This is a genomic window from Yersinia mollaretii ATCC 43969 (assembly GCF_013282725.1).
Taxonomy (GTDB): Bacteria; Pseudomonadota; Gammaproteobacteria; order Enterobacterales; family Enterobacteriaceae; genus Yersinia; species Yersinia mollaretii.
In genome coordinates this window covers 417364-440699 of record NZ_CP054043.1, presented here as the reverse complement: position 1 = coordinate 440699, position 23336 = coordinate 417364, and the positions used below count along the sequence as shown (strand labels likewise).

Genomic DNA, 23336 nt, shown 5'->3' with positions numbered 1-23336 from the left:
GTGGCTGATTGTGCCATCTCGCCTTAATTTACTTAAATCTATCACAAAGCTAAATGTGTGTTCAGACAACTAATCTGTATCAGGCCATCTTTGTCAAATAATCTTTATCAAACTGTCTTTTTAAACCGCTAACTTTAGTAAGGAGAATAGTCTATGTCATCAGAACAACCTTCACCGGTGACCTTTGACAAGAGCGACGTGGAAATTATTGCACGTGAAACCCTGTACAGTGGTTTTTTTTCACTGAATTTATATCGTTTTCGCCACCGTCTGTTTAATGGCGAAATGAGCGGTGAAGTTAAACGTGAGATTTTCGAGCGCGGCCATGCCGCCGTGTTATTACCTTATGATCCGGTGCGTGATGAAGTGGTGCTGGTGGAGCAATTGCGGATTGCGGCCATTGACACCAGCCCATCACCTTGGTTATTAGAGATGGTCGCCGGAATGATTGAAGAGGGCGAAACCGTCGAGGAAGTGGCGCGTCGCGAAGCCGAGGAGGAGGCGGGAATTCACATTGGTCGCTGCAAGCCGGTTCTCAGTTATTTAGCCAGCCCTGGCGGTACTAGCGAGCGCTTATCTATTATGGTGGGCGAAGTTGATGCCACGACGGCGAGCGGTATTCATGGTTTGGCCGACGAAAATGAAGATATCCGGGTGCATGTTGTCAGCCGTGAACAGGCTTGTCGTTGGGTTGAAGAAGGTGCTATTGATAACGCAGCTTCAATCATTGCACTACAATGGCTGGCGTTGCACCACTTATCGCTGAGAGCAGAATGGCAGTCGTAAAGAAAAGCGAGCAGAATAATGATAAAACGCTATACACCTGATTTCCCTGAAATGATGAGGCTATGCGAAACTAACTTCGCACAATTGCGTCGTTTAATACCACGGGTCGATGAAGTGGGCGAAAATGTTGCTTATCAGGTTAATGGTGCGAGTTATCGGCTGACAATTATTGAATCAACCCGCTACACTTCGGTGGTAGAGATTGTGCAAACTGAGCCAGCCATTAGTCAATGGGGTCTGCCGTCGATGGTGGTCAGGCTTTATCATGATGCGCAGGTCGCGGAAGTGTGTGCCAGTCAGCAGATCTCCCGCTTCAAAGCAAGTTATGATTATCCGAATAAAAAGTTGCATCAGCGGGACGAAAAGCATCAAATTAACCAGTTTCTTGCCGACTGGTTGCGCTACTGTTTGGCGCATGGAGCGGTGGCAGTTCCGGTTTATTAGACAGACTTATAGCCTTGCCTGCCGAGGGTGAAAATCGAGTTGGGAAGGGTGCAAAAACAAGGACACCATTTGGAAAGCCTGTTTAAACTGCCTATGGCGAGTGGGGCCAGAGTCAGAATTTTACAAATAACAGATACCCACCTCTTCGCGGGTGAACATGAGACCTTGCTGGGTGTCAATACTTCCCACAGTTATCGCGCTGTGCTGGATGCGATTATTGCTGAACAGCACCCATTTGATCTGATTGTTGCAACTGGCGATTTGGCTCAAGACCATTCTGTTGCTGCCTATCAAAATTTTGCGAAGGGCATCGCCCGTTTGCCTGCGCCTTGCTTATGGCTGCCCGGTAATCATGATTTCCAACCGGCGATGGTCGATGCACTGGCTGATGCGGATATTGCCCCTTCAAAGCAAGTTCTGGTGGGGGATAATTGGCAAATCCTATTACTGGATAGTCAGGTCTTCGGCGTTCCTTATGGTGAGCTGAGCGACTATCAGTTGGAGTGGATGGAGCGCTGTCTGGTGGCACATCCAGAACGCTACACTTTGATTTTATTGCACCATCATCCTATGCCCTCGGGCTGTACTTGGCTTGATCAGCACAGCTTGCGTAACGCGCATATGTTAGCGGCGGTTTTGACCCACTATCCGCGTGTGACCACCTTGTTGTGCGGCCATATCCATCAGGATTTAGATCTCGATTGGTACGGTAAGCGCCTGCTCGCCAGCCCTTCGACCTGTGTGCAGTTCAAACCGCACTGTACTAATTTCACCCTTGATACTGTGGCCCCGGGATGGCGCTACCTCGATTTACTGCCCGACGGAAGACTTGAAACTGAAGTGCGTCGATTAGCCAGTGATGAGTTCTGCCCGGACATGGACGCGGACGGTTATTAATGAGCACACTTCTCTATATTCATGGTTTTAATAGCTCCCCCAGTTCGGCGAAAGCAACGACCTTTAAAAGCTGGTTGCAACAATACCATCCTCATATTGAGATGCTGACTCCACAACTGCCGCCTTATCCTGCGGAAGCCGCAGAGATGTTAGAGAGCATTGTGATGGATAAAGCAGGGCAGCCAATGGGGATTGTTGGCTCTTCTCTTGGCGGCTATTTTGCGACTTGGCTCTCCCAACGTTTTAGCATTCCTGCCGTGGTGGTGAACCCTGCTGTGCGGCCATTTGAGCTGCTCAGTGATTACTTGGGCGAAAATGAGAACCCCTACACCGGGCAACAATATGTGTTAGAGTCTCGGCATATTTATGACCTGAAGGCCATGCAAATTGAAAAGTTGGGATCGCCGGATTTACTCTGGTTATTGCAACAAACTGGGGACGAAATCCTCGATTACCGTCAAGCGGTGGCCTATTACACCCCTTGTCGGCAAACAGTAGAATCCGGTGGGAATCATGCCTTTATTGGTTTTGATCACTTTTTCTCCCCGATTGTCACGTTTTTAGGGCTAGCGACTGCCTAAAGCCTTTCATCCATTAGCCGAATATTAATCAAGCCATGACTGAATCCAGCTATAACGCTGATGCCATTGAAGTACTCAGCGGTTTAGAACCAGTGCGTCGTCGTCCGGGAATGTACACGGATACCACGCGACCAAACCACCTTGGTCAAGAGGTGATTGATAACAGCGTCGATGAAGCGCTGGCGGGTCATGCCCGTCGCATTGATGTTATTCTGCACGCCGACCAATCATTGGAAGTTATCGATGATGGCCGAGGTATGCCCGTCGATATCCATCCTGAAGAGGGTGTCCCTGCTGTTGAACTGATTTTGTGTCGTTTACATGCAGGCGGTAAATTCTCCAATAAGAACTATCAGTTCTCCGGTGGCTTGCATGGCGTGGGCATTTCCGTGGTGAATGCCCTATCCAAGCGGGTTGAAGTGACGGTACGCCGTGATGGGCAAATCTACAGCATCGCCTTCGAAAATGGCGACAAAGTACAGGATTTGCAGGTTATCGGCACCTGCGGTAAACGCAATACCGGCACTAGCGTACATTTCTGGCCAGATGTTTCCTTCTTCGACAGCCCACGTTTCTCGGTCTCCCGCTTATCCCATTTGCTGAAAGCAAAAGCCGTGTTGTGCCCCGGTGTCGAGATCGTTTTTAAAGATCTAGTGAATAACACTGAGCAGCGTTGGTGCTATGCCGATGGTTTGACTGACTATCTGATGGAAGCGGTCGATGGCTTGATTACCCTGCCAGAAAAGGCGTTCGTTGGCTCTTTTGCTGGCGATACTGAAGCGATTGATTGGGCACTGTTGTGGCTACCAGAAGGCGGCGAACTGCTGACTGAAAGCTACGTCAACCTGATACCCACAATGCAAGGCGGTACTCACGTCAATGGGTTGCGTCAGGGCTTGCTGGATGCCATGCGTGATTTTTGCGAATACCGCAACATTCTGCCCCGTGGCGTCAAACTCTCGGCAGACGACATCTGGGAACGCTGTGCTTACGTCTTGTCAGTTAAAATGCAGGACCCACAATTTGCGGGCCAGACGAAAGAGCGACTCTCCTCACGTCAGTGTGCCGCTTTTGTCTCCGGTGTCGTCAAAGATGCTTTCAGCTTGTGGCTGAACCAAAACGTGCAGGCGGCAGAACAGCTGGCTGAACTGGCGATCTCCAGTGCTCAGCGCCGTATGCGTGCGGCGAAGAAAGTGGTGCGCAAGAAGCTGACCAGCGGCCCGGCCTTACCCGGCAAGCTGGCAGACTGTACCTCGCAAGACTTGAGCATGACCGAGCTGTTTTTGGTGGAAGGGGATTCCGCAGGCGGCTCAGCCAAACAAGCTCGTGATCGTGAGTATCAGGCGATCATGCCGCTAAAAGGTAAGATCCTGAATACGTGGGAAGTGTCGTCAGATGAAGTGTTGGCCTCGCAGGAAGTACACGATATCTCTGTGGCGATTGGTATTGATCCCGACAGCGAAGATTTGAGCCAACTCCGTTACGGTAAAATTTGTATCCTCGCGGATGCCGACTCCGATGGCTTGCACATTGCGACCTTACTCTGCGCCTTGTTCGTGCGCCACTTCCGGGCATTGGTGCGCAATGGTCACGTCTATGTGGCGATGCCGCCGTTGTATCGTATCGATTTGGGCAAAGAAGTGTTCTACGCACTGGATGAAGAAGAGAAAGCCGGTGTACTGGAACAACTAAAACGTAAACGCGGCAAACCTAACGTCCAGCGCTTCAAAGGGCTGGGTGAGATGAACCCGTTGCAGTTACGCGAAACCACCCTCGATCCGAATACCCGTCGCTTGGTGCAATTGACCATCGGTGATGATGATATTGATAAGACGATGGCGATGATGGATATGTTGCTGGCGAAGAAGCGCTCAGAAGATCGCCGCAATTGGCTGCAAGAGAAAGGGGATACCGCTGAAATCGAGGTATAATCGATGAAAGTGACGTTAGAAGAGTTGCAGGCGTTTACCTCGGTGATTGACTGCGGCTCGATTACGGCAGCCGCAGAGCAGCGTAACCAAACCACATCCGGTATCAGTCGGGCCTTGAGTCGGCTGGAGAAAAAACTGGCGACTACCCTGCTGCGTCGCACCACTCGGCGGCTGGAGCTGACGGAAGAGGGCGAGTTGTTCCTCAGTCATGCGCGGCAGATTCTCGGCGCGGTGGATGATGCCGAAGAGCAGATTGCCCTGCGGCGGCTAAAACCGGCAGGGCGGTTGCGGGTGAATGCGGCAGCACCTTTTATGCAGCACGTCATTGTACCGATGATCACCGGTTTTCGGGCGCTCTACCCACAAATCATTCTCGAGCTAAATACCGACGATCTTAATATCGATTTACTTGAACAGCGCACCGATATTGCGATCCGTATCGGCGCACTGCGCGACTCGACGATCCATGCCCGTTTATTGGGTGCCAGTCGGGTGCGTATTCTCGCCAGCCCCGATTATCTCCAGCGCCACGGCACCCCACAGAGCATTGATGAACTGGCAAACCATAGTTTGTTGGGCTTCACTCAGCCGGAATCGCTGAATCAGTGGTCGCTCCCCCATTTGCCTGCTGGGCGGGCGTCAATCATCCCCAATCTCGCGGCATCCAGTGGCGAAACTCTGCGTTTACTGGCCCTACAGGGCGAAGGGATCGTTGAATTATCTGATTTTATGACCCGCGAGGATCAACTGGCGGGGCGCTTAGTTGAGGTGATGGCCAACCAGACTCTGGAAACCTGGCAACCCATCAATGCCGTGTATTACCGCAATACGCAGCTTGCTGCGCGGATAACCTGTTTTCTTGATTATGCGAGTGAACAGATTAAGCTGCGAGGCGGCAATTGGCTTCGTCCTTGACGCCGCCGTGGTGTTAGCGGCAGCGCCAATGACTTTGGGGATTGATACGTTATGCGTTATCCAAAATATGAATATTCACATCTAACACATCATCTTTGATTATTTCACGATGCTGCTGCATATGCTCCATCTGCAAATGCAATTCCAAATGGTGGACGCTCTGCCACTTTTCCAGCATGAAAATGGAGTCTGGCGATTTTTTCTGCCAGTCGAGCTGAGTTGGCACATCAATCATCGGCCGATAGCCACCACACCCCTCTTCAGCTAACACCGCAGGCAAAAGCTTCTCGATCGCCTGCAATACCGCCTCACGGCGTCCCGGTTTAACTTTTATTTCTGCAAAAACAGTAATCATTGCTGCCCCAAATTGCGTTACGGTGTCAAATTAAGCGGTCTGACCATTAAAATGCACGGCTAAATGTTGACGGTAGCGGCTAATATCCCCTTCGATATCAGGCTGTTTCATCACGTCATTACACATAAATGTTGGCAATGGCTCCATGCCAAGGAATTGATTTGCTTTATGGAAATGCAAATACACGCCATCAACGCCGACGCCTTCGAAGAACTGCGCAGGGTCCGTAAAGGCTTCAATCGGTGCATTCCAGGTCACTGAAAGCATGTAATTTTTACCCTGAATTAAGCCGCCAGAGCCATAGCCTTTGGTGGTGTCGGAGCGGGTACGTCCATCACTTTGGTACAAGCGGCCATGACCAAAGGTAAAGACCTCATCGATGTATTTTTTCAAAATCCACGGCTCACCCATCCACCAAGCGGGCATTTGGTAAATCACGGTGTCGGCCCACAGATAATTCTCAATTTCACTTTCAATATCATAGCCTTGATCAACAGTGGTGACTTTAACCTGATGACCACTTTCTTGTAGAAATTCGACAGCAACATTAGTGAGAGTGAGATTAAGCGCGCCTTTGGAGTGCGCAAATTCTTTCATTGCGTTAATAATTAATACGTTACTCATTGATGTAATCCTTGTGAGGCGGGGGCCAATATCATTTCTCTAATCACGCAGAGAGTAGCCAACCCGGAATAGTGAGTATGCTAACGGTTACGACACCAGAGAAAAATGCGCAATAATGCACAACACTCTTGCTCAATAAGCAACAAAGGGGGGATTAAGGGTGATGAGTCTCTCTTTTGTTGGTGCGAAAGCCGAAATTTGCCTGACTCAAGGGGAAAGGTCGAGATTCTCTGTGGGTTGTGACAGTCACCCCGCAGATGAGGTACTATCGCGGGCAGAAATCGACAATAAACTTGCGGTGCCGATCCGCTGACGCCCAGTGATCGCCATTCCAGAGTCTGAGGATAATTGAGTAATGAGTGATTTGACTCATGACGGTGCAGAGCGCTTACCGCTGCACACCTTTACTGAAAACGCCTATCTGAACTATTCCATGTACGTCATCATGGATCGGGCGTTGCCATTTATCGGCGATGGTTTGAAACCAGTACAACGGCGCATCGTCTACGCGATGTCCGAACTGGGGCTGAGTAATAGCGCTAAATTCAAGAAATCTGCCCGTACTGTGGGTGATGTATTGGGTAAATATCATCCTCATGGCGACAGTGCTTGCTATGAAGCGATGGTGCTGATGGCGCAGCCATTCTCTTACCGCTATCCGCTGGTGGATGGGCAAGGGAACTGGGGGGCACCGGATGATCCTAAGTCCTTTGCGGCAATGCGTTATACCGAATCCCGTCTGTCCAAATACGCCGAAGTGCTGCTGGGTGAGCTGGGCCAAGGGACGGTTGACTGGGTGCCAAACTTCGATGGCACCATGCAGGAGCCGAAAATGCTGCCTGCACGCTTGCCGAATATTCTGCTCAACGGCACCACCGGTATCGCTGTGGGGATGGCAACGGATATTCCGCCACATAACGTGCGCGAAATTGCCCAAGCCGTGATTGCCCTGATCGATAAACCGACGACCTCGCTCGAAGAGTTGCTGGAGTTCGTGCAAGGGCCTGATTTCCCGACGGAAGCTGAGATCATTACGCCGCGTAATGAGATTCGTAAAATTTACGAAAATGGCCGTGGTTCTGTGCGTATGCGGGCATTATGGAAGAAAGAGGATGGCAGCGCGGTCATTACGGCGTTACCGCATCAAGTTTCCGGTGCCAAAGTGCTGGAGCAGATTGCCAGCCAGATGCGCGCCAAGAAGTTGCCCATGGTTGAAGATTTACGCGATGAATCTGACCATGAAAACCCTACTCGATTGGTGATTGTTCCGCGTACCAACCGCGTCGATCTGGATCAAGTGATGAACCACCTGTTTGCCACCACCGATCTGGAAAGAAGCTATCGCATCAACATGAATATGATCGGTCTGGATCATCGCCCGACCGTGAAAGGGTTGCTGGAGATCCTGACGGAGTGGCTAGTATTCCGCCGCCAAACGGTACGTAACCGCTTGAATTACCGTTTAGAAAAGGTACTGAAGCGGCTGCATATTTTGGAAGGCTTATTGATTGCCTTCCTGAATATCGATGAAGTTATTCATATCATCCGCACCGAAGATGAGCCAAAACCGCTGCTGATGCAGCACTTTGCCATCTCTGAAACACAGGCTGAAGCGATTCTCGAACTGAAACTTCGCCATTTAGCCAAGCTGGAAGAGGTGAAGATTCGTGGTGAGCAAGATGAGTTAGCCAAAGAGCGCGATCAGTTACAGGCATTGTTAGCCTCAGAACGCAAACTTAACACCATGATCAAGAAAGAGATTCAGGCTGATGCAGCGGCTTATGGCGATGACCGCCGTTCACCGTTGACTGAGCGCGCTGAAGCTAAGGCTATGAGCGATCATGATATCGTGCCTTCTGAGCCGGTCACCATTGTGCTGTCTGAAATGGGCTGGGTGCGCAGTGCTAAAGGCCATGATATTGATCCGGGCGGATTGAGCTATAAAGCGGGGGATAGCTTCCGTGCCGCAGCACGCGGCATGAGTAACCAGCCAGTGGTGTTTATTGACTCGACTGGCCGCAGTTATGCGTTAGATCCACTGACGCTGCCATCCGCGCGTGGGCAAGGGGAGCCTCTGACGGGCAAACTGACACCACCACCGGGCGCGACCATCGAACAGGTATTGATGGCCCCGGATGACCAGAAATTATTGATGGCATCGGATGCAGGCTATGGTTTCGTCTGTACGTTCAATGACTTGGTTGCCAAGAACCGCGCCGGTAAAACGATGATTACCTTGCCGGAGAATGCCAAGGCCCTGCCGCCATTAGAGATTCATGGGCCGGATGACATGCTATTATCCATCACTGCTGCTGGGCGTATGTTGATGTTCCCAGTTGCCGATTTACCTGAGTTATCAAAAGGTAAGGGTAACAAGATAGTCTCAATTCCTGGCGCGCAAGCCGCAGCGGGCGAAGATCGTCTGGCATGGCTGTTTGTCTTACCGCCTCAAACCTCAGTGACGCTTCACTTTGGTAAACGTAAGCTAACTTTGCGACCAGAAGATTTGCAGAAATTCCGTGCCGAACGTGGCCGGAAAGGCTCACCACTGCCTCGTGGGTTGCAACGCATTGATCGCGTTGAAATTGATGCTCCAGCACGAGCAATGCCAACCGATAGCGAAGTATAATATTCAGCATCGTTGGCATTTCAGGTAGGCATCAGCCGGTAAATGTAACGAATGGCGCGCGCATTTTGCGCGCGCTGTCGCGTAACATCATTATGGCAAGGAATCAGCGCGGTTTTTTGTAACGAAGCCGTTATACTAGCGTCGATTAGGTGTCTAAGAGTTAGTGTTTAAGAGGGTGTTATGCTATTAATTTTGCGCACGGTACTGGCCGTTTTATATTGTGTTCTAGTGTGTGTGTTTGGTTCGATTTATTGCCTATTCAGGCCGCGAAACCCACGTAATCTCGCGACGTTCGCCCATCTGTTTGGCCGAATGTCAGTGCTGTTTGGTATTACGGTTGAGCAACGCATTCCTAAAGAAGCAGCCGACTACGGCACCTGCATTTATATCGCCAACCATCAAAATAATTACGATATGGTCACCATGTCGAATGTGGTTCAGTCCGGTACGGTTACGGTGGGTAAAAAGAGTCTACTGTGGGTGCCATTATTTGGCCCGCTATACTGGCTGACCGGTAATCTATTGATCGATCGCGATAACCGCGCCAAGGCGCATGGCACTATCGCTCAGGTTGTCGAACAGGTAAAAAAAAGGAATGTCTCCATCTGGATGTTCCCTGAAGGCACCCGCAGCCGTGGCCGTGGTTTACTGCCCTTTAAAACCGGTGCTTTTCATGCCGCTATCGCTGCGGGCGTACCAATTGTGCCGATCTGTGTCTCCAGTACCAATAATATCAACTTAAATCGTTGGTCAAATGGCAAAGTCATCGTAGAAATCATGCCACCCGTTGATACCACGGGTTATGGCAAAGAGCGGGTGCGTGAGTTATCTGAGCACTGCCGCAATTTGATGTTGGCTAAGATTGAGCAACTCGACGCCGAAATTGCCCAAGAGGCACAACAGACCGCAACTGAAAAATAACCGATTTTCTGCTGCGGGCAAGTGATGGGGCGTTGGCTTGGGTGATTGACCTCAGTTTAGATTAAAGCGAATTGTGGCGGTGGCAAATGGTGGTGAAGTTAAGTTTTGGATTTTTATTTAAGCGACTCGGGTCGTGAGCGTTTTGCCGTCCTTCAGCGTTATTCGCAGTTAGGCAAAATTTTGCAGTAGATTTGATTGTGGTTTTCACGGAGAAGATATGTCACTCAGTCGTCGCCAGTTCATTCAGGCCACGGGCTTAGCGCTAGGTGCTGGCTCGTTGCCATTGAGGGCACAGGCTAATAGTACCCAACAACCCTCGCTACCTGTTCCACCCTTACTGGAGTCCCGTCGCGGTCAACCCCTGTTTTTGACCTTACAGCGGGCGCATTGGGCATTCAGCGGCGGTCAGAAAGCCGCAGTTTGGGGGATTAATGGCATGTATCTGGGGCCGACCGTCAGAGTATTCAGCGGTGATGACGTCAAACTCATCTACAGCAACCGTTTGACTGAGCCGGTATCCATGACGATCAGCGGGTTGCAAGTTCCCGGTACATTGATGGGCGGTGCCGCACGCATGATTACGCCTGGTGCTGATTGGTCTCCGGTATTGCCGGTGCGACAACCGGCAGCGACCTGCTGGTATCATGCCAATACCCCTAACCGCATGGCACCGCATGTGTATAACGGGCTGGCTGGCATGTGGCTGGTGGAAGATGAAATCAGTAAAGCGATGCCGTTGCCGAGCCATTACGGCGTTGATGATTTCCCGATTATTATTCAAGACAAGCGGCTGGATAACTTTGGTGTACCGGAATATGACCCGCCTGCCAAAGGGGGATTTGTCGGTGATACGCTGCTGGTGAACGGGGTGCAAAGTCCGTTTGTTGAGGTCTCCCGTGGTTGGGTGCGGTTACGCTTGCTCAATGCCTCTAACTCCCGCCGTTACACCTTGCAACTCAGTGATGGCCGCCCGCTACATGTTGTCGCCAGTGACCAAGGGTTCCTGCCTGCTCCGGTGGCGGTACAGCAACTTTCGCTCGCGCCCGGTGAACGGCGTGAGGTGGTGATTGATATGTCGCAAGGCAGTGAAGTCTCCATTACAGCAGGGGATTCTGCCGGGATTATGGATCGTCTTCGTGGCTTATTTGAGCCATCCAGTATTTTGATCTCCACCTTGGTTTTGACCTTAAAGCCTACTGGGTTACTGCCATTAGTGACCGATAATCTGCCAATGCGTCTGCTCGCGGATCAGATTCTGGATGGTAATGTGATTCGTTCCCGCGAGTTCCGTTTAGGGGATGACTTGCCCGGTATTAATGGGGTTATCTGGGATATGGGCCGAGTTGATGCTCAGGCGCAACAAGGTACTTGGGAGCGCTGGACGCTACATGCAGATATGCCGCAAGCATTTCATATCCAAGGCGTTTCCTTCTTGGTGAAGAAGGTCAACGGCGCTGCGGCGATGGCTGAAGATCGCGGTTGGAAGGATACCGTGTGGGTTGATGGTGATGTCGAGCTGCTGGTTTATTTCAATCAGGTTTCCTCGGAGCACTTCCCGTTCTTGTTCCATAGCCAGACGCTAGAAATGGCGGATCGCGGGTCGGCGGGGCAGTTGGTGACGGTGGCAGCGCCAATAGTGGGTTAAGTAGGGTTCGGGTTAGGTGATTGGCTGATCAGATTGACCAAACCAATCACCAAACCAACCACCCAATCTCATGTCAACCGAACCGAACACCTGAACCCAATATCAACCGAAACTGGCTCTGATTCACCAATATCCTTCCTCTTCCCATGGATAAATGCGTATAATCGCCGCCCGGTGATGATTTCTTAACCCGAACCACCTCAACTTTCCCCAATTCAAAGAGTGTTGCCATGAGTACCAGCCTGATCCAACCAGAGCGTGACCTGTTTTCTTATCAGCCATATTGGGCTGAATGCTACGGCACTGCGCCATTCTTGCCGATGTCACGGGAGGAGATGGACATATTGGGCTGGGACAGCTGCGATATCATTGTCATCACCGGTGATGCCTATGTTGACCATCCCAGTTTTGGGATGGCGATCATTGGCCGCATGTTAGAGGCCCAAGGTTTCCGGGTGGGGATTATTGCGCAGCCGGATTGGACCAACAAAAACGATTTTATGCGCCTCGGTGAGCCGAATCTGTTTTTTGGTGTGACTGCCGGGAATATGGACTCGATGATCAACCGCTATACCGCTGACCGAAAATTGCGTCACGATGATGCTTATACCCCTGATAACCAAAGCGGTAAGCGGCCAGATCGCGCCACATTGGTGTATAGCCAGCGCTGCAAAGAAGCCTATAGCCACGTGCCGGTACTACTCGGTGGCATCGAGGCCAGTCTGCGGCGTATTGCCCACTATGATTATTGGTCAGACACCGTGCGCCGTTCAGTTATCGTGGATGCGAAAGCGGATATGTTGGTGTACGGCAATGGCGAGCGGCCACTGGTTGAAGTGGCTCATCGGCTGGCGGCGGGGGAGAAAATTGCTGATATTCAGGATGTGCGTAACACGGTGGTGATGCGCAAAACGGCGTTGCCGGGCTGGAGTGGGGTGGATTCTACTCGTCTGGATAGCCCTGGGCGCATTGAGGCCATCCCCAATCCCTATGGCGACGATCTGCCGTGTGCGACCAATGATATCCCTGAACCCGAAGCTAAACCGATCACGGTGCGTGCCGCGAAACCCAAGCCATGGGAAAAAACCTATGTCCTGCTGCCTTCTTACGAAAAAGTGAAGGCAGACAAAGTGCTATATGCACACACGTCACGGATTTTGCATCATGAAACTAACCCCGGTTGTGCGCGGGCTTTGATGCAAAAACATGGTGACCGCTACATCTGGATTAACCCGCCAGCGATTCCGCTCAGCACGGAAGAGATGGACAGTGTCTTTGCGCTACCTTATCAGCGCGTGCCGCACCCCGCTTATGGCAAATCACCGATCCCAGCCTATGACATGATCCGTTTCTCGATCAATATCATGCGCGGTTGCTACGGCGGCTGTTCATTCTGCTCTATCACTGAGCATGAAGGGCGCATCATTCAGAGCCGCTCGGAAGACTCCATTATTCGTGAAATCGAAGAGATTCGTGACAAAGTGCCTGGCTTTACCGGCATTATTTCCGATCTGGGTGGCCCGACAGCAAATATGTATATGCTGCGCTGCCAATCACCACGTGCTGAGCAAACTTGCCGCCGTGCCTCTTGCGTTTATCCTGAGATCTGCCCGCACATGGACACTAACCATGAGCCAACTATCTCTTTGTACCGCCGGGCGCGTGATTTGAAGGGGATTAAAAAGATCCTGATAGCCTCTGGGGTGCGTTACGATCTGGCAGTTGAAGATCCGCGTTATATCAAAGAATTAGCCAGCCACCATGTCGGCGGCTATTTGAAAATAGCACCGGAACACACTGAGGAAGGGCCACTTTCCAAAATGATGAAACCGGGCATGGGCAGCTATCAGCGCTTTAAAGAGCTATTTGATACCTACTCTAAGCAGGCGGGTAAAGAGCAGTATCTGATCCCCTATTTCATCTCCGCCCATCCGGGGACGGAAGATAAAGACATGGTCAATTTGGCGCTGTGGCTGAAGAAAAATCGCTTCCGTTTGGATCAGGTGCAGAACTTCTACCCCTCTCCGCTGGCGAACTCCACCACCATGTACTACACCGGTAAGAATCCGCTGTCGAAAGTCGATTACAAAAGTGAGGATGTGGTGGTGCCGAAAGGCGATCGCCAGCGTCGGTTGCATAAAGCATTACTGCGCTATCATGATCCGGCTAACTGGCCGATGATTCGCGATGCATTAGGCGATATGGGGCTACAGCATCTGATTGGTAGCCGTCGTGAATGTTTGGTGCCAGCACCGACGATCGAAGAGCAGCGCGAAGCCCGTCGCGCACTGCGCCATCATACGCCTGCGCTGACTAAGCACACCTCAATTACCCGCCAGCGCCAGCCGGGGAGTCGAGCCGCTGCTGCACCTGCGGGTAAGAAACCGCAATCAACCACTAATCCGACAGCCTCTAAGTCATCAGGCAGCAAAACCGGCGCAAACAGAGCGCCGGTGAATAAGTCTTCGGGCATGAGCAAAGGTAAAGGCAAGCCCCATTAGCTGAAAATATAGGGCTGAAATCAGTGGTCAGATCCGAAAATATCTGGGTCTGGCCCCAATCGTTTACCGCAATCCAGCTTCGAAATCGCCGTCAGTTCATCTTTATGCAGCTTAAAATCAAACACCTCAAAATTCTCTCTGATGCGCGTAGGGGTGACCGATTTTGGGATAACAATCAGCCCGCAATCAAGGTGCCAACGGATCACGATCTGTGCCGGTGTTTTGTTGTATTTTTGCGCGAGCTGGCGGATCACCGCTTGATCGAAAACACCTTCGCCACCTTGTGCCAAGGGGCTCCAAGATTCGGTCGCAATATGGTGAGTGGCATTCCAGGCATGTAGCTGGCGCTGCTGTAGCAGCGGGTGCAGCTCAATCTGATTGAGGGTTGGGGCAACACCGGTTTCATCAATCAATCGTTGCAGATGAGGGATGTTGAAGTTACAGACACCAATACTGCGGACCAAACCCTGCTCTTTTAATGTGATCAGCTCACGCCAAGCACTGACGTATCGATCTTGCGCTGGATCGGGCCAATGGATCAGATAGAGATCCACGTAATCGAGCTGAAGTTTCTCCAAGCTCTCTTTCAGCCCCTGTTTTGGGTAGCGCTGGTCGTCATTCCACAATTTGGTGGTAATAAATAGCTCATCGCGGGGGACGCCTGCCGCTTTTAGTGCCTTGCCGACACCCACTTCATTTTTGTAAATAGCGGCGGTATCGATTGACCGATAGCCCACCTCTAATGCCTTACTGACCGCAAGCTGTGTCTCTTCAATCGTTGCCTGCCAAACTCCGAGGCCAAGCTGCGGCATGAGGTTTCCATCGTGCAGTTTGATAATGGGTTGCGTCGCCATGTGTATCTCCTTAGCTTACAAACTGAGCTGTTTCAGCCCGGTGACCGATAGTGTAAGTTTAGTCGTGATTATCATATTAATTAGCTTGATTGGTATTTATCACGTGCGGGAAGCCATCAAATTTGAGTCGGTCTATCGTCGGCGCTGACCTGCCACTGAGATAGGGGGGTAATGTGGTAACAGTCCAAAGCCTAGTAATAAATAAATATATCGCCAATAAGATAGGTGAAAATAATGATTAAGCGGATGACTGAAGACATTGCATCAGGGTAATGCCTTCAGTCATGAGAGAGAATCTGCTATCGCCGATTCTATTACACCTTTTTATTAGACCGCAGCTTCGTAGATACGTTTACTGTCCGCCAGTGTGATATCACCATGCTCGCCAAGTTGGGTCATACCGTGCTCTTCCAATTTTTTGATTAAATCGGGAATAGAGCTGCCATCCAGTTTGTAGGCGGACAGACGCGTCGCCACACCCATGCTTTCAAAGAAATGGCGAGTCGCTTCAATGGCGGCATCAATGCGCTGTTCTTCACTCCCCTCTCGCAGCCCCCAGACACGCTCAGCATATTGCAGCAGCTTGGCACGTTTCTGTTCTTTCTTGGCAACCAGCAGAGCAGGCAACACCACCGCCAGTGTTTGTGCATGGTCAAGACCATGACGCGCTGTCAGTTCGTGGCCCAGCATATGTGTCGCCCAGTCTTGCGGCACACCTGCGCCAATCAGGCCATTGAGTGCCATGGTGGCGCTCCACATGATATTGGCGCGCACGTCATAATTTTCTGGATCGGTCAGGGCTTTCGGGCCATCTTCAATCAGGGTTAATAGCAGCCCTTCCGCGAAGCGATCTTGTACTTTCGCATCAACCGGGTAGGTCAGATATTGTTCGATGGTATGCACAAATGCATCGACAACCCCATTAGCGACCTGACGTGGCGGCAGGCTGTAAGTAACCACCGGGTCCAACACGGCAAACAGGGGTTGAACATGGGGTGAGAAGAAGTGCTGTTTATCACCGGTGCTGCGACGGCTGATCACTGCACCACTGTTGGTTTCAGAGCCGGTGGCCGGTAAGGTCAGTACTGAACCCATCGGCAGTGCTTCCTTGATATCGCTGCCTGTGGTTTCCAGAATGTGCCATGGATCTTGTGGATAGTTGACGGCAGCAGCTATGAACTTGGTGCCATCCAATACTGAACCACCGCCCACAGCTAGCAGGAAGTTGATTTTTTCTGCCCGGATCAGCTCCACAGCTTTCATCAGGGTTTCATAGGTTGGGTTAGGTTCAATGCCGCCAAACTCTAGGAAATCAAAGCCTTTCAGTGCGTCATGGACTTGATCCAGCACGCCATTTTGCTTAATGCTGCCACCACCGTAGGTAATAAGAATACGGGCATCAGCAGGAATTTCTTTGTTCAATTGCGCTATTTGGCCAGTACCGAACAGCACTTTAGTCGGGGTATGAAGGGTGAAGTTTTGCATGATTTGTCTTCCAGTGTTGTCGATTTTATTGTCAGCCATTGTCGGCAACTTAGCGCCATAGCTCAATGCACATTCCTGCCTTGCTCTTGCCTATTTCTCCAAAGCACTGTAGAAAATGTGACAAATAGAGCACAATTTATGTCAGATCGTTTTCGATGATAGATTGCCCCAGATAACAGAAGCAGGTGAGAGCACAATGGTAGAGGTTAACGATATTCAAGCGCTGATGGCTGAGAAGATTGCCCATCTGGCTCAGGGCAATGGTTTAACCCCTTCTGCCGTACCACGGGTGAAAATTCTGTACTCCACCGTTCATCAGCCGCGCACTCCGGTAATGTACACCCCCAGTGTGGTGATTATATTTCAGGGGCATAAAGTCGGCTATTTGGGCAGTAAGGTGTTTCGGTACGATCCCAAAAACTACCTGATTTTGACGGTGCCACTGCCGTTTGAATGTGAAACCTTCGCCAGCCCAGAGATACCGCTGGCAGGGATCTCCATTCATATAGATAGCCAGATGCTACAGGATTTACTGATAGATATCGGTGATGATGAACTGGATAAACCGTTCGGCAATGCTTCGGGCGTTAACTCGTCAGTGCTAACAGATGAGATGTTGTGCGCCACCGAGCGGTTGCTGGATGTGATGTCCACACCCCGTGATGCCAGAGTGCTTGGCCCACAAATTGTGCGTGAAATTCTCTACTATGTGCTGTGCGGTCAGTGTGGCGGTGCTTTGCAGGCGTTGGTCAACCGCCACGGGCACTTCAATCAGATCACCAAAACACTCCGGCGGATTGAGCATCAGTTTGCCGATAACCTGAATGTCGAGCAGTTGGCGGCCGATGTGAACATGAGTGTTTCGGCGTTTCATCACAACTTTAAAGCGGTGACCAATACGTCTCCGCTGCAATACCTAAAAACTTATCGGTTGCATCGCGCGCGGATGATGATGTTACACGACGGCCTAAAGGCCAGCACCGCCGCAAACAAAGTGGGATATGAAAGTGCTTCACAGTTTAGCCGGGAATTTAAACGCTATTTCGGCCATACCCCTAGCGAAGAGGTCGCCAAACTGCGCACTAACTGAGGTTAACTGTCTGGCTATTCAGTGACGCTTTTACGTTTGCACCACACCAGAACCAGTGTGCCGACCAAACCGACCAGCAGCAAAACGATAGGTAAAATCATCAGGGCGGTCATGACTTGATTTTCATAATGCTTAACCAAGGGGATTTGGCTGAGGGCAAAGCCCAACCCGACAACACTGCCAACCCAAAGCAACCCACTGAGCCAGTTAAAGAACTGAAAACGCGCACTATTCAGGCCCGAAATCCCGGCAAGTGTGGGTAACAGGGTGCGGACAAAAGCGAGGAAACGGCCAATAATCAGGGCCGCCAGACCATGGCGCACAAATAGGGTGTGGGCGCGCTGACGATAATGCACCGGTAACTGTAATAGCCACCTTTTGACCACTTTGGTATCGCCTAACCACAGCCCTTGCAGATAACTCAGCCAACAGCCGAGACTGGCCGCAATGGTCAGAATGATCATGGTGGGTAAGAATCCCATGACGCCTTTGGCAATTAATGCCCCCGCCAATAGCAACAAGCTATCACCGGGGAGGAAAGAAGCCGGCAGCAGACCGTTTTCTAAAAATAGGGTGGTAAAGAGAATGCCGTAAATAACCCAAATCACATTCGGGTCGGCAAGTTTACTAAAATCCTGCTGCCATAAGGCATGAAGGATTTCGCGTAATACATCCATTTCTATTCCTGTTTGCCTATCGTGTGAGGATATGGTCTGCAAGGACTCATCTTTGTCAGAACTCATATTGGTGGGGACCGACCTAGTGTATCTGCATTGGCGCTGAACCACATTGATCTTATCCTCAATAACTGAATTTTTGAGGGGATATATACGCGCCATTGATACTATTTTTGTAAGAGAGGATTAATGCGCGGAGATTGCGACCGCGCATGAAGATCAGAACCCGTTATTGCACTGTTTTAATGCGCTCAAACCCTGCCGTCAAGTCATCTTGCAAATCTTGAACACTCTCCAGACCAATATGCAGACGGAATAACGTACCTTTAATTCCTTCGGCCTCATATCGGCGAATGGCGCGGATATCCTTGGGTTGATAGCCCAGAATCAAGGACTCAAAACCGCCCCATGAGAAGGCCATACTGAAGTGGGTGAAGTGGTCGAGATAAGCTTCTAACTGCGACTGTGTTAACTCCTCTTTGAGTTCAAAGGAGAACAAACCGTTACAGCCCGTGAAGTCACGCAGATAGAACTCGTGACCTTTGCAGCTCGGCAGTGCAGGGTGATAGACCGCCGCCACTTCTGGGCGCTGAGCCAGCCAGTGAGCAATCTCAATACTGTTTTTCTCATGCTGTTTTAAGCGAACGCTCAGGGTGCGCAACCCTCGGCTGGCAAGGTAGGCGGTATCCGCATCGACCATCTGCCCCATCAAATAAGAGTCTTCTCGTAGTTGCTCCCAACATCGGGCATTCGCCACTGCGATCCCCAACATGGCATCAGAGTGACCAATAATATATTTCGTCCCTGATTGGATCGAGATATCAATATCGAAATCCAATGCTTTAAACAGCACACCGGCCGACCAAGTATTGTCCATCATGATGATCATCTCAGGTGCGACGGCGCGGATCGCTTTTACCATCGCCGGAATATCCTGTATTTCCATGGTGATGGAGCCGGGGGACTCAAGGAAAACGACTTTGGTTTCTGGTGTAATCAGGGCGGTTATCCCAGCGCCAATCGTCGGATCAAAATAGGTGGTGGTGACGTTCATGCGCGATAAAATTTTATCGCAGAAACTTTGAGCCGGTTCATAGGCTGAACCGGTCATGAGCACATGATCGCCCGCTGAAACAAATGATAAAATCGCATTGCTGATCGCGGCAGCTCCGCAAGGATAGAGCACGCAGCCCGCGCCTCCTTCCAGTTCAGTCATCGCTTCTTGTAAGGAGAAATGGGTGAGGGTGCCTCGGCGGCCATAGAATAGTGCGCCATTTCCCCGATTAATGGTGGCCTGTTTTTTCGCTTTAACGGAGTCGAAAACCAGAGACGATGCTCGCTGAATCACGGTATTGACCGAGCCTTGGGTGAATTTCTTGCTTCTGCCCGCGCTGACCAGCAGTGTTTCCAGTTTTTCGGTGGTGGGTTTATTTGCAGACATGATTTCGTTGTTACCTTCTTATCAGCTATGCCCTCGATTCATTGGCCAGCATATATAGGGGAAATTATTTCTTACGTTAACATGATGGTTGTGGCCTGAGCGCAGCTTTTAGCATGAAAAAAACTCAAGAGGGTGACCCGCTGTTTTCTATGGGTTAATCATAGGAAAATGCTGCGAAAGTTGCGAAATGGGAGATTTATTAAGGAATCATCGGCGAGAGGAGATTTCATCCTGAGCAGAGATGATGGCACTCAATCAATCGGTTTCTCAACTTTACAATTAATGTCACTCCCGCTGTACAGCTAGCCGCTCAATCCTGCCCATTAAGCCGCGTAGTGACTGATATCCGGAGATTTCTCATTTTTTCTCAAAAAATCGGCGTAAACACTAATGATAATTACTATCAATCCCCCATTTGTTTGGTATGATCGGCCCCTGATTTCGTCCTTAAATTGATATGCATATTGGGTGGAGGCACAGCGTGAAAACAGCTGGCAAAGAGATTAAAGATAGATCATTCGTGCAAGGCCGAGTGATGACAGGCGTGATGGCACTATTGCTGGTGGTGGGTTTAACGGGCCATGTACAAGCAGCACCCGGCAACAGCAGTGCAGTGGCTTCATCCGTGACGACACCAACAACGGCAACCTCGACACCACTACCTGCACCAGAAATTACCTCCGTGGCTGCTACCGCAGCAAACGCTGAAGCAAGCCCAGCTCCCATGGTTCAGCCGATAACGGCCCCCGCCCCACAAGGGCTGGCGATGGACTTATCTGTCTGGGGAATGTATCAACATGCTGACGTGGTGGTTAAAGGTGTCATGATCGGTTTGGTGTTGGCGTCAATCGTCACTTGGACCATTCTGTTCTCCAAGGGCACCGAACTATTCCGCGCCCGTCGCCGCTTACTACAAGAGCATGAAGTCATTGGTGCCGTCACCGATCTGGATACCGCATCCGAGCGTGCAGAGGTCTTTGCCCCAGATAGCATCAGCAGCCTATTGCTGCGTGAAGCGCAGAACGAGCGTTTGCTGTCGGCAGAATCGAATGACAACAATGGCATTAAAGAGCGTACGGCGTTCCGTTTAGAGCGTCGGGTCGCCGCGATTGGCCGCCAAATGGGCAAAGGCAATGGTTTCCTGGCCACTATCGGCGCTATCTCCCCCTTTGTCGGGTTGTTTGGTACGGTTTGGGGCATCATGAACAGCTTTATCGGCATTGCCCATTCGCAGACTACCAATCTGGCGGTTGTTGCACCGGGTATCGCTGAAGCCCTGCTGGCAACTGCATTAGGTCTGGTTGCGGCAATCCCTGCGGTGGTTATCTACAATATTTTTGCTCGCTTGATTGGCTCTTATCGTGCGCAAGTGGGTGATGTTGCGGCGCAGGTGTTACTGCTGTTAAGCCGTGACCTTGACCTGAGCAGCCGCACGGAAGCAAAGTCCGCTAAGCAACCTCACCAATTGCGTGCGGGGTGATTTATGGCGATGCGGATGAATGATAACCTCGATGAAAGTGGCGAATTGCACGAAATTAACGTGACGCCTTTCATTGATGTCATGTTGGTATTGCTGATTATCTTTATGGTGGCAGCACCATTAGCCACGGTTGATATCAAAGTGGATCTCCCGGCATCTTCAGCGGTGCCGCAACCACGGCCAGAGAAGCCGGTTTTCCTGACGGTGAAAGCGGATAACCAGTTATATGTCGGTGACAAACAGGTTGATCGCGATTCTCTGGCGATGGCACTGGATAAAGTGACCCAATCCAACAAAGAGACCACCATCTTCTTCCAAGCGGATAAAGTGGTGGATTATGAAACCTTGATGAGCGTGATGGATGCGCTGCGTAAATCAGGTTATCTCAAGGTGGGATTAGTCGGTATGGAAGCTGGTGGCGCTAAATAGCCTGCAACAGGCGCGGTGGTGAATGCGACCGCGCCTGAGATCAATGTTTAGGCGTATTACGGCCCACATCACGGATATTCTCCCCTCCTAATGCTTGTTGAAGATCGGCCTCCAGTTCATGGGCATCTTTTGCCAGATAGAAGTTATCTTTGCCGACGCACTTCTCCCAATCAATATAAGTCGGTGAGTAAGCATCGTTCACAGGTGTATATCCAATAGCAATAAAGACCATTCTAATTTTATTAGCCGCAATGGCTTCGCACATTCCTTTGTCAATAAGATTCTTAGTAATCCGAAAGGGTTTTCTATCTTCATCATTCTTAATATAATCATCAACTGCTATTAAATTTCCGTCCTTATCAAAAGTAGTGGTATTATCTGAATCTTCGCCGTCAGAAAGAACGATCATTAGTTTTTTGTTTTTATCATTGGCTTCTTTGAACAAATTATTGGCGGCTAATATTCCAGAACTGACTAGTGTCAGGCCGACTGGTTCTGTTGCAAGAGATTCAGTGATACTTTCATCACTAACTTTATTAAACTCCAGAGAATAAGTGGTTGAAGAACTCAAACAAATATTACCATCAAGAACGTCATCAATAGGAATATCGATGGATTTATATTTCTTAGACATTAAATTAATTGTTTTATCATAATCAATATTACTTGTCAGGATGTTGCTTATTATATAATATTTATTAATGTAGTGAGTCTTAATCATAAATTCATTAGCTAAATTTGACTTGCTGTGACTTATTTCATCTTTTATTTTAAGATAGTTTACCCTATTGTTTCTATTGCTGAGTTCTCCATATTCAATGTTATCAACATAATTAAAATTTTCAGGTGCTAGAAATTGTTTTAAATTGGATGCAGTGTATTGCCTAAGATAATCACCAGTGGATTTATGTTTTATAGGTGCGTAGGGAAAGTGGCAGTATGTTTTAGATTGCTGTCCAGTGCCTACAATCTTTTTAATTCCCCACGAGAACGGGATAAATCCGATAGTGTTGATATTGTCATTTTTTAATATATTTCCGTTCAACTTGTAAAATATATCTCTTAATTCATCTATCTTTGATCTACTGCCATAAGTTCCATGAAAAGGATTTATCATTGAGGATGAGTAATCCACCACAAACACTACATCAGTGAGTTCCGACGGGCCTACTGCCACATCTTTTCTGGCGGCCCCACTATCGGCTATGCTTATTTTAGTATTCGCGAGCGGGCTGTTGGCTAAGAACTGGGCCGGGTAACTCATGGTTGTCTCTGCTTTGTAGAGCAGATGACCCTTATTATTGCTAATATCGATTATGGGCGTTGAAAACTTCTCTGACGGCAAATAGGCAGTCGCATAATGAGTGACCAAATCACGGTTCTTCTGGCTCTGATTCGCATCAGGAATATCATTATTCTCAACAGTCAAAGCGAGTGTCGCTTGCTCAATAGCATCAGAGAGTTTGGCCTTTTTTTGTAAAAATTGTGAAATCTCAAATGACAGAAATAGCAGACCAATAAAAATAGGTAAGAATATAACAAAAGGCAACAAAATCGCCCCTTTGTCATTTTTAATAAAGAGAGAGAGTAAGCCGTATTTACGGAGAATAGATCTATTTTTTAGCATAAATATCCTATACATAATATCCAT

Annotated in this window: 20 protein-coding genes; 13 read left to right on the top strand and 7 right to left on the bottom strand. The window is 49.8% G+C overall.

What is annotated here, in order from left to right:
- The first annotated feature begins 153 nt into the window (after positions 1–153).
- The 6 genes from nudF to HRD69_RS01865 all read left to right on the top strand — a co-directional run bounded on the left by nudF (position 154) and on the right by HRD69_RS01865 (position 5554).
- Positions 154–786, top strand: a complete 633-nt coding sequence (gene nudF, locus HRD69_RS01890) for an ADP-ribose diphosphatase (RefSeq protein WP_004874848.1) — start codon at positions 154–156, stop codon at positions 784–786.
- 18 nt (positions 787–804) lie between these two features.
- Entirely contained in the window at positions 805–1230 is a 426-nt protein-coding gene (locus tag HRD69_RS01885) for a DUF1249 family protein (protein WP_004874849.1), read from the top strand.
- A gap of 69 nt (positions 1231–1299) precedes the next feature.
- Positions 1300–2127 carry a 3',5'-cyclic-AMP phosphodiesterase gene (gene cpdA / locus HRD69_RS01880; protein WP_032814071.1) on the top strand — a complete coding sequence of 276 codons (828 nt, stop codon included), beginning with the start codon at positions 1300–1302 and terminating at the stop codon, positions 2125–2127.
- On the top strand, positions 2127–2708 hold the full coding sequence (gene yqiA, locus HRD69_RS01875) for an esterase YqiA (protein ID WP_032814072.1): 582 nt from the start codon (positions 2127–2129) through the stop codon (positions 2706–2708). Before cpdA ends, yqiA begins: the two co-directional genes overlap by 1 nt.
- A gap of 35 nt (positions 2709–2743) precedes the next feature.
- A complete protein-coding gene (gene parE / locus HRD69_RS01870) occupies positions 2744–4639 on the top strand; it encodes a DNA topoisomerase IV subunit B (protein WP_004874851.1) in 1896 nt (631 codons plus the stop codon).
- Positions 4640–4642: 3 nt separating this feature from the next.
- On the top strand, positions 4643–5554 hold the full coding sequence (locus HRD69_RS01865; protein WP_004874852.1) for a LysR substrate-binding domain-containing protein: 912 nt from the start codon (positions 4643–4645) through the stop codon (positions 5552–5554).
- A 49-nt stretch (positions 5555–5603) separates the two neighbouring features.
- Here HRD69_RS01865 and HRD69_RS01860 read toward each other — a convergent pair whose 3' ends face one another.
- Positions 5604–5909 (bottom strand): putative quinol monooxygenase, encoded by a 306-nt coding sequence (locus HRD69_RS01860; protein ID WP_004874853.1) that lies wholly within the window; start codon positions 5907–5909, stop codon positions 5604–5606.
- Positions 5910–5939: 30 nt separating this feature from the next.
- Entirely contained in the window at positions 5940–6533 is a 594-nt protein-coding gene (locus tag HRD69_RS01855; RefSeq protein ID WP_004874854.1) for an NAD(P)H-dependent oxidoreductase, read from the bottom strand.
- Positions 6534–6888: 355 nt separating this feature from the next.
- Between HRD69_RS01855 and parC the strand changes: the two genes are divergently transcribed.
- The 4 genes from parC to HRD69_RS01835 all read left to right on the top strand — a co-directional run bounded on the left by parC (position 6889) and on the right by HRD69_RS01835 (position 14229).
- Positions 6889–9162 carry a DNA topoisomerase IV subunit A gene (gene parC / locus HRD69_RS01850; protein WP_004874856.1) on the top strand — a complete coding sequence of 758 codons (2274 nt, stop codon included), beginning with the start codon at positions 6889–6891 and terminating at the stop codon, positions 9160–9162.
- A 180-nt stretch (positions 9163–9342) separates the two neighbouring features.
- Positions 9343–10083, top strand: a complete 741-nt coding sequence (locus HRD69_RS01845) for a 1-acylglycerol-3-phosphate O-acyltransferase (RefSeq protein ID WP_032814073.1) — start codon at positions 9343–9345, stop codon at positions 10081–10083.
- Positions 10084–10300: 217 nt separating this feature from the next.
- On the top strand, positions 10301–11728 hold the full coding sequence (ftsP, locus tag HRD69_RS01840; protein ID WP_004874858.1) for a cell division protein FtsP: 1428 nt from the start codon (positions 10301–10303) through the stop codon (positions 11726–11728).
- Positions 11729–11958: 230 nt separating this feature from the next.
- Complete coding sequence (locus tag HRD69_RS01835) at positions 11959–14229, top strand: YgiQ family radical SAM protein (protein ID WP_004874859.1); 2271 nt, start codon at positions 11959–11961, stop codon at positions 14227–14229.
- Between the two features lie 20 nt (positions 14230–14249).
- Here HRD69_RS01835 and dkgA read toward each other — a convergent pair whose 3' ends face one another.
- Together dkgA and yqhD are read right to left on the bottom strand one after the other, a co-directional pair.
- Complete coding sequence (dkgA, locus tag HRD69_RS01830) at positions 14250–15083, bottom strand: 2,5-didehydrogluconate reductase DkgA (protein ID WP_004874862.1); 834 nt, start codon at positions 15081–15083, stop codon at positions 14250–14252.
- Positions 15084–15410: 327 nt separating this feature from the next.
- Positions 15411–16568 carry an alcohol dehydrogenase gene (yqhD, locus tag HRD69_RS01825; protein ID WP_032814074.1) on the bottom strand — a complete coding sequence of 386 codons (1158 nt, stop codon included), beginning with the start codon at positions 16566–16568 and terminating at the stop codon, positions 15411–15413.
- Between the two features lie 196 nt (positions 16569–16764).
- On the opposite strand from yqhD, the gene HRD69_RS01820 reads away from it, so the two are divergent.
- Entirely contained in the window at positions 16765–17658 is an 894-nt protein-coding gene (locus HRD69_RS01820; protein ID WP_004874864.1) for an AraC family transcriptional regulator, read from the top strand.
- A gap of 14 nt (positions 17659–17672) precedes the next feature.
- Here HRD69_RS01820 and HRD69_RS01815 read toward each other — a convergent pair whose 3' ends face one another.
- Both HRD69_RS01815 and metC read right to left on the bottom strand, forming a co-directional pair.
- Positions 17673–18335: a DedA family protein gene (locus tag HRD69_RS01815; protein WP_004874865.1), complete on the bottom strand. Its 663-nt coding sequence runs from the start codon at positions 18333–18335 to the stop codon at positions 17673–17675.
- 229 nt (positions 18336–18564) lie between these two features.
- The gene (gene metC, locus HRD69_RS01810) at positions 18565–19776 is read right to left on the bottom strand and encodes a cystathionine beta-lyase (RefSeq protein ID WP_004874866.1); all 1212 of its coding nucleotides are present in this window, start codon (positions 19774–19776) and stop codon (positions 18565–18567) included.
- Between the two features lie 481 nt (positions 19777–20257).
- Here metC and exbB point away from each other — a divergent pair, with 481 nt between their 5' ends.
- Entirely contained in the window at positions 20258–21256 is a 999-nt protein-coding gene (exbB, locus tag HRD69_RS01805) for a tol-pal system-associated acyl-CoA thioesterase (protein ID WP_004874867.1), read from the top strand.
- 3 nt (positions 21257–21259) lie between these two features.
- Positions 21260–21685, top strand: coding sequence for a TonB system transport protein ExbD (gene exbD / locus HRD69_RS01800; protein WP_004874868.1), 426 nt, complete (start codon positions 21260–21262; stop codon positions 21683–21685).
- A 40-nt stretch (positions 21686–21725) separates the two neighbouring features.
- Here the strand turns inward: exbD and HRD69_RS01795 are convergent, their stop codons facing one another.
- On the bottom strand, positions 21726–23312 hold the full coding sequence (locus HRD69_RS01795; RefSeq protein WP_032814121.1) for a pilus assembly protein: 1587 nt from the start codon (positions 23310–23312) through the stop codon (positions 21726–21728).
- Positions 23313–23336: the final 24 nt, after the last annotated feature.